Annotated in this window: 9 protein-coding genes; 6 read left to right on the top strand and 3 right to left on the bottom strand. The window is 65.8% G+C overall.

What is annotated here, in order from left to right; translation table 11 throughout:
• The coding region (locus tag EN780_RS24655; RefSeq protein WP_189556699.1) for a glutathione S-transferase C-terminal domain-containing protein at positions 1 to 244 on the top strand (244 nt) is incomplete at its 5' end.
• A gap of 7 nt (positions 245 to 251) precedes the next feature.
• Here EN780_RS24655 and EN780_RS24650 read toward each other — a convergent pair.
• Positions 252 to 1,250 (bottom strand): transporter, encoded by a 999-nt coding sequence (locus EN780_RS24650; protein WP_128275576.1) that lies wholly within the window; start codon positions 1,248 to 1,250, stop codon positions 252 to 254.
• A 339-nt stretch (positions 1,251 to 1,589) separates the two neighbouring features.
• Between EN780_RS24650 and EN780_RS24645 the strand changes: the two genes are divergently transcribed.
• The 3 genes from EN780_RS24645 to EN780_RS24635 all read left to right on the top strand — a co-directional run bounded on the left by EN780_RS24645 (position 1,590) and on the right by EN780_RS24635 (position 3,260).
• Positions 1,590 to 1,796 carry a hypothetical protein gene (locus tag EN780_RS24645; RefSeq protein WP_128275575.1) on the top strand — a complete coding sequence of 69 codons (207 nt, stop codon included), beginning with the start codon at positions 1,590 to 1,592 and terminating at the stop codon, positions 1,794 to 1,796.
• Between the two features lie 154 nt (positions 1,797 to 1,950).
• Positions 1,951 to 2,325, top strand: a complete 375-nt coding sequence (locus EN780_RS24640; RefSeq protein WP_127392888.1) for a hypothetical protein — start codon at positions 1,951 to 1,953, stop codon at positions 2,323 to 2,325.
• Positions 2,326 to 2,546: 221 nt separating this feature from the next.
• Positions 2,547 to 3,260, top strand: a complete 714-nt coding sequence (locus EN780_RS24635; RefSeq protein ID WP_128275574.1) for a hypothetical protein — start codon at positions 2,547 to 2,549, stop codon at positions 3,258 to 3,260.
• 46 nt (positions 3,261 to 3,306) lie between these two features.
• Here the strand turns inward: EN780_RS24635 and EN780_RS24630 are convergent, their stop codons facing one another.
• Positions 3,307 to 3,597: a muconolactone Delta-isomerase family protein gene (locus EN780_RS24630; RefSeq protein WP_127392886.1), complete on the bottom strand. Its 291-nt coding sequence runs from the start codon at positions 3,595 to 3,597 to the stop codon at positions 3,307 to 3,309.
• A gap of 117 nt (positions 3,598 to 3,714) precedes the next feature.
• On the opposite strand from EN780_RS24630, the gene EN780_RS24625 reads away from it, so the two are divergent.
• On the top strand, positions 3,715 to 4,605 hold the full coding sequence (locus EN780_RS24625; protein WP_128275573.1) for a LysR substrate-binding domain-containing protein: 891 nt from the start codon (positions 3,715 to 3,717) through the stop codon (positions 4,603 to 4,605).
• Positions 4,606 to 4,668: 63 nt separating this feature from the next.
• Here the strand turns inward: EN780_RS24625 and EN780_RS24620 are convergent, their stop codons facing one another.
• Positions 4,669 to 5,280: a TIGR00730 family Rossman fold protein gene (locus EN780_RS24620; RefSeq protein ID WP_127284295.1), complete on the bottom strand. Its 612-nt coding sequence runs from the start codon at positions 5,278 to 5,280 to the stop codon at positions 4,669 to 4,671.
• A 131-nt stretch (positions 5,281 to 5,411) separates the two neighbouring features.
• Here EN780_RS24620 and EN780_RS24615 point away from each other — a divergent pair.
• Positions 5,412 to 6,570: LysM peptidoglycan-binding domain-containing protein (locus EN780_RS24615; RefSeq protein ID WP_133372698.1), on the top strand; the 1,159-nt coding region annotated here is incomplete at its 3' end.

Genomic DNA, 6,570 nt, shown 5'->3' with positions numbered 1-6,570 from the left:
GTTCCTGGCCGGCGACCGCTTCACCGCCGCCGATGCCTTCTTTGCGCCGGTGGCGTTCCGGGCGCAGTCCTATGGGCTCGAATTCGAGGGCGCTGCGGCCGCCTATCCGAAGCGGCTGCTCGACCTGCCTGCGATGCGCGAATGGTACGCGGCGGGCCTTGCCGAGACATGGCGCGAGCCCGAGCACGAAGCGGAAGTCCGCGCCGCCGGCGCCATCGTCGAGGATCTGCGGGCGACGGCGTAGGTCGCGCCTATACCCGCCCGAGCCGCCTGACGAACAGATAGACGGCGCCGGCGACCAGCAGCGACAGCGCCGTCACCACCCAAAAGCCCATCGGCGAATCCAGCAGCGGCAGGCCGCCGACATTCATGCCGAACAGACCTGAAATAATGGTCATCGGCAAAAGCACCGCCGTCATCACCGACAAGATGTAGAGCAACTGGTTGGACTGCATCGTCAGCTTGGCCATAAGCTCGTCCTGCAGCAGCCTTGTACGTGCCTGCAGCTGCTCGCCGTCGTGATAGAGCGTGTGCGCCCGGTGCGAGAGTCTTGCGGCCATGTCGTTGACCGCATCGGGCAGATCGTTGCGGTGCGAATGGTCGAGATGCCGAAACAGGCTGGTCAGCGTCGCCATCTGCCGGTGGATCACCACGAGCTGCCGGCGCGCGTCGACCAGCGCCTGCCGCTCGCTGTGCCATGCGTCGCAAACGATGCGGTCCTCGATGCCGTCGAGCGTCTCGGAAAGGCCGCCGAGTTCGGCCGCCATGCCGTCCAGAGACTGGCCCATCACCGCCTCGATCAGCTCGGCCGGCGAGCGGAATTTTCGCGTGCCGTTCTCCACCGCCTTGCGGATGGTGTCGACCGACTGCAGCGGCTGCTTGCGGGCGCCGATCAGCATCCTGTCGTTGAGCGCGAAGCGGAAATGGCTAAGCCCGCGCGCCTCGGCCGAATAGTCGTGGCGCAGGTCCGGCAGATCGCCATAGAGCCAATCGTCCTCGAGGTCGATGTGGCAGCCGTGGCTGGCGCTAAGGAAGGCTTCGCGCACGGGAGGCGGCAGCGCCTGCTCGCCGGCGATCTCCTGGCGCGCGCGTATGTCGGAGATCTGATAGCTGCGCCAGGTCCAGTGCGCGTCGGCGGCATCCTTGGTGCGCATGCCCTCGGCGGTGAAATGATAGAGGAAGAACAGCCCGTGCTCGTCGGGCAGATAGGGCGACAGGCTCTTGTCTTCCGAGGCGAGGGCGATGTTCATGGCGGCTTTGCCGGATCTTGTAACGGTCCAGGTCGCTGGGGCGGCCAAGCCAGGTTTCTAGCATGGCCGCCGCCGTTGCGTGTGACGGTTCCGTGACGCTGGAAGCTGTGCACGGAACCGCGATCCCTGTGATGGTTGGCCAGCCATCCCCGCCTGGCATGCGTTGCATATGCCGCCTGCGGTAGTCAGTGCAGATAGCCAAGCAGCCACAGAATGAGGATGATGGGCAATGGTATTCCGATGAGCCAGAGCAATGCGCCTCGCAGCATGACGATCTCCTGAATTGCTGTTGTCTGAGCCAACGCTAACGCTGCGGCTTGGTTCCGAGACGTAAATCTGGTGCAGTGGCTCGGCAGGCGGGGGGAACCGATGCTCAAATGGGGCGCAATCCTGGGCGTGATCGGCTTTCTTGGCGGCTTCGTTGGCCCGGTCATCTTCACGCCCGAAGCCAATCAAGGTCCGTTGCTCGGCATCTTCGTCACCGGCCCGCTCGGCTTCGTCCTTGGTCTGATCGTGGGGTTCGTGCTGTCGCTGCAGGCGGGCTGATGACAGAGCCTGCCTTGTCCCTGTCGCCGGTCGCGGCAAGGGCGCGTTGGGGCGATCACAACGCCGCGGACCAGTCTCTCTCTCGTTACGGGCCATTAATTCCAGCCTGCTACTCCAGGCTGTGTCCGACCGGCCATGACAAATGGGGGCAGCCATGGGCCAGCGCGCATTCATCACTTTGCTCATCCTGCTGGCGCTGTTTGTGGCGCTCTCGGCAACGCCGTTTCCGGGCGCGATGATCGGCTTTTTCTTCGGGGTCGCGGTTGCCTTCTTCATTGCCGGGCCGACGATGCTGATCGGCCAGGCACTGGAAAAGGCCGGCATGCCGGTGAGCGGCACGGCGGTTCTGTGGGCGCTGGGCGGTCTCTACGGGCTGCTCGTCCTTGCCGCGGCCTTCCAGATATGGCGACGGCTGCAGCAGCAGAACCCGGACGCGGCGCGATCGGCCGGGCTGCGGCTGGCGCTGCTCATCGCGCTGCCTTCTATTGCCTGGCTTTCCGTAAACGCAATGAAGAATGCCTGGCCGTGAGGTCTGGGCTGGGGCGATGTGAACTGGCAAGATCGACCATTCCTACCGGACGCGATCCGGGAGGCGAGGGCTAGGCGATGACTTTGCTTCAGTTCGATGTCACCGGCGAACAAGTCTCGGACGATGAAACGGAAGAGGTCATCCGCAAGGCGGAGCCGCATCGCGACCTGATACGCTACCGCCCCGGCGGCAGTGCGTTGTTCGTCCGAGTGAGGGTGAACATGGCGCTTCTGCGGGCTGCTGCTTCGCTGCCTGTCCTGCTCCTGAAGCTCACCCCGCGGGCAAACGAATTGACGCCGCGTGATGCCCTGCTGACACCCAAGGGGTCGAGCCGGAACTACGCGTTTTTCGAAAGACTGTGCGAGGAACTGATCACCGCGAGCTGCCCCGCATGCTACATCGCGGAGCAGCATGGCGATGGGCGCCGGGACTTCTACTTTGCGGCCGAGGATGTCGTCGGCTTCCAGCGGATAGCCCGCGCCACCGCCGAGGCGTCGGCCTTTCCGCTCGCCGTCGAACAGCATTCGCTTGGCGCGGTGGCGGCGCTTATTCTTCCTGCCGAGGCGATTGGCGACCTCAATCTGGAAATCGCCGCGAGCGCCCGCATCCGGCCGACGCGCTTCGAGTTCTGGGGTGCGGAGACTTCCCTGGCAAAGCTCCGCGCCGAACTCGAAAAGCGCGGCTATCGCTTCCTCGGTGTCGAGGCTTTCGCGCGCGAATTGCACATGGTCAAGGATGTGCCGATCGATGGTGAGGGATTCGGGTCGGTGCTGAAGGAGATTGTTCCCCTGGCCCGGTCGCTGCAATGCAGCTATCGCGGCACCGAAACGGTCGAGGGGCACGAGCAGTTCCTGCTCACCAACCCTTTGCCCGAGCGATACACCGCACCTCGAGCAAGCATTTTCCGTCGCATGTTTGGTCGTGGAGGTTCATGAGCGCCGCCGATTTCACGGCGGCACTCATCTCCAGCTCTCGGCCGCCTCAGCGCTTCGGGCCGAAGCCCGGATAAGGGTTGAGCGGTACGATCGCGGCGATATCCATCATGCCGGCCTTGACCAGCGGCAGCGTAGCGAGATGGCCGCGCACTTCGGCGTCGTCGGCCGCCTCGAACATCATGCCGCTGCCGGGAATGTCGCCGCGGTTCCACACCTGGCGCACAGCGCCATCTGCATAGAGCGCTCGCCGCTGCTCGGCCTCGCCGGGCAGCAGCGGCGCGAAATCGGCGTCGCTGAACTTCTGGGTGTTGCGGGTGAGAAGGGCAAAGAACTGCATGGCTGTCTCCTAAAGATCCTGATTGGGATGGCGGAATTGTCGCCGCCGCTGGTCAGACAGTCCAAGACTGATTAGGCTAAAGTTGAGACCCTGAGGGACTAGCCACCAGGAGCGAAAATGTTCGATCTGCGCCAGCTCCGCTATTTCGTGACGGTTGCCGAGACGGGCAATGTCGGCCGCGCCGCCGAATTGCTGCACATCTCGCAGTCGCCGCTCAGCAGGCAGATCATCCAGCTAGAGGAGCAGCTCGGCGTCGCCCTGTTCGAGCGTGCAAAGCAGCGGGTGCATCTCAATGCCGAGGGCCAGGCTTTCCTTGTCGAGGCGAGGGCGCTGCTGGCGGGTGCAAAGCGGCTGGAGACGTTCGGCCGGGATCTTGCGGCGGGAACTGCCGGCCGCCTTGCCATCGGCTATGTCGAGGGCGCGGTGCATGCGGGGATCGTCGCCGGCATGCTGAGACAGTTCCGCCGCGACCGGCCGCAACTGAACCTCAGCCTGATGAGCCTGCGCTCGGCCGCGCAACTGGAGGGGCTGCGCCAGCGCACGCTCGATCTCGGCTTGGTCTATTCGCCGCCGCCGGCCGACTATCCCGAAATCGCCTCGATGCTCGTCCGGCGCGAGCCGCTGGTGCTGGCGATTCCCGAGGGCGACGCGCTTGCCGCCGTTCTCGACATTCGCCCGCATCATCTCGACGGCCGCACCTGGATCACCGTGGTGCGCCAGCCGGCCGACACCAACCGCGGCCAGTTCCTCGCCGCCTGCATCGAGGCCGGATTCGTGCCCGACATTGCCTATGAGACGGCCGATCCGCTGACCTCGCTCGGCCTCGTCAGCGCCGGCCTTGGCCTGGCGACGGTGCAGGAGAGCCTGCGCAGCGCGGCGCCGCGGGGGATCGTCTTCCGCGATCTGGCCTGGTTCGAGCGCAGCGTGTCGATCCACCTCGCCTGGCGTCGGCAGGATCGGCGGGCGGTGATCGGGGATTTGAGGAAGGCAGTAGGCAGTAGGCAGTAGGCAGTAGGCAGTAGGCAGTAGGCAGTAGGCAGTAGGCAGTAGGGGCTGTTTTCCCCTACCGCCTTACATCTTGTCTATCACCGACTGCACGCCTTCCGTCGGCGCGTCGACGGAGGAACCGGCCACCATGATGGCGGCGACGATCGCTTCGGGATCCTCGACCACCAGCGGCTTCACCCGGTGCGCGGTGTGGATGAAGCCTTCGCTGCTCATATGGTCGAGCAGCGCCAGCATCGGGTCCCAGAAGCCTTTGATGTTGGCAAAGACGATCGGCTTGCGATGATGGCCGAGCTGGCCCCAGGTCATGATCTCGACGATCTCCTCGACCGTGCCGATGCCGCCTGGCAGCGCCACAAAGGCGTCGGATTTTTCGAACATCCTGTGCTTGCGCTCGTGCATGTTGTCGGTGATCACGAGCTCGTCGAGCCGGTCAAGCGCGGTCTCGGTTGCTTCCCTGTTGATGAGGAAGCGGGGAATGATGCCCGTCACCTTGCCGCCGGCCTTGAGCGCGCCCTCGGCGACGGCGCCCATGATGCCCTTGGTGCCGCCACCATAGACCAGCCTGAGGCCGGATTTGGCGAGCGAGCGGCCGAGCAGGTGGCCGGCCTTGACGTAGGTTGCATCGCGGCCCGGAGACGAACCGCAATAGACGCAGACGGATCGAATCGTGTTCATGCCGATGATTGGTGATAGGGACGGCAGGCATGGTCAAGCCCGGGACAGGCTTTTTCTTGGCCGGCCGTTTTTCTTGTGGGACTCGCTAAAACACGCTAGACCGGCGTTAGGTGGCTAAGGGGCAGTCAAAAATGGCAATTAATCCATTGAAGGCGTTGTTGTTTACCGCGGGCGGCGTCGTCGCCGCGGCGGGAACCGCCTATGTGTCGGGGGCGCTCGATCCGTATCTCAATCGCACGCCGCCGGCCGAGATCGCGGCGCTGGCGCCGGGCGAGACCAAGCCGGCGGAAACCAAGCCGTCAGATCCTGGCACCGAGGGCCGCCTTCCGGCCGCGCCGGCACCGGCCACCGACGCTATGGCTCCGGCCGCGCCATCCGCTCCTGCTGCGCCTGCGGCTGAGGCTCCCGCGGCGCCTGCCACGCCGCCCGCCACGGCCGGTTCGGTCGCGCCGACCTTCGATGTCGTGCGCGTCGAAAGCAATGGCTCGATCGTCGTCGCCGGCAATGCGGCGCCCAATTCCAAGGTCGAAATCCTCAACGGCGCGACCGTGATTGGCTCGACCGTCGCCGGTCCCGACGGCGCCTTCGCCATCGTTCTCGACGATCCGCTGAAGCCCGGCGATTACACCATCACGCTGCGCTCGACGACCGGCGATGTCGTCACCGCTTCGGTGCAGACCGCTGTCGTTTCGATCCCGCAGAATCCGGCCGGCCAGGTGCTGGCGATGGTCGAGGAGCCGGGCAAGCCATCCGAACTGCTCACCGTCCCGGCGCCGGAGACCAAGCCCGCGGCGCCCGCCACCGGCGACCAGGCGGCCGCCCCTGCGGCGGAAGCGCCCGCAGCCACCACGCCAGCGCCGGCAACACCGGCTCCGGCCGCGCCGGCGGCCGTGCAAGCGGCACCAGCGCCCGCTGCTCCGGCAACGGCGCCCGCTGCTCCGGCAACGGCGCCCGCAGCTGCGGCGGCCGAACCCAAGATCGTCGTCGAAGCGGTCGAGATCGACGGCAACAAGATCTTCGTCGCCGGCACGGCCGATCCCGGCCTCAAGGTGCGCGCCTATGCCAACGATATCCTGCTCGGCGACGCCCAGACCTCGCCCGACGGTCATTTCCTGATCGAGGCCACCCGCGACATTCCGGTCGGCAGCTACACCATCCATGTCGATGGCCTGGGCGACGACGGCGTGAAGGTGGTGGCCCGCGCCGCCGTGCCGTTCGAGCGCGAGCCTGGCGAGTCGGTCGCCGCCGTGGCGCCCGCCGCAACCAAGCCTGCTGAGGCAGAGCCCGCCG

It is taken from the genome of Mesorhizobium sp. M4B.F.Ca.ET.089.01.1.1, from assembly GCF_004022605.1.
In the GTDB taxonomy this organism is placed as follows: domain Bacteria; phylum Pseudomonadota; class Alphaproteobacteria; order Rhizobiales; family Rhizobiaceae; genus Mesorhizobium; species Mesorhizobium abyssinicae.
Note: the sequence above shows the minus strand (reverse complement) of the source record. Positions and strands in the feature narration are given on the sequence as shown.

What these genes read in the sequence shown, in the direction of transcription:
- EN780_RS24650 (WP_128275576.1), bottom strand. Translation starts at nt 1,250, where the DNA reads ATGAACATCGCCCTCGCCTCGGAAGACAAGAGCCTGTCGCCCTATCTG.
- EN780_RS24640 (WP_127392888.1), top strand. Translation starts at nt 1,951, where the DNA reads ATGGGCCAGCGCGCATTCATCACTTTGCTCATCCTGCTGGCGCTGTTT.
- EN780_RS24630 (WP_127392886.1), bottom strand. Translation starts at nt 3,597, where the DNA reads ATGCAGTTCTTTGCCCTTCTCACCCGCAACACCCAGAAGTTCAGCGAC.
- EN780_RS24625 (WP_128275573.1), top strand. Translation starts at nt 3,715, where the DNA reads ATGTTCGATCTGCGCCAGCTCCGCTATTTCGTGACGGTTGCCGAGACG.
- EN780_RS24620 (WP_127284295.1), bottom strand. Translation starts at nt 5,280, where the DNA reads ATGAACACGATTCGATCCGTCTGCGTCTATTGCGGTTCGTCTCCGGGC.
- EN780_RS24635 (WP_128275574.1), top strand. Translation starts at nt 2,547, where the DNA reads ATGGCGCTTCTGCGGGCTGCTGCTTCGCTGCCTGTCCTGCTCCTGAAG.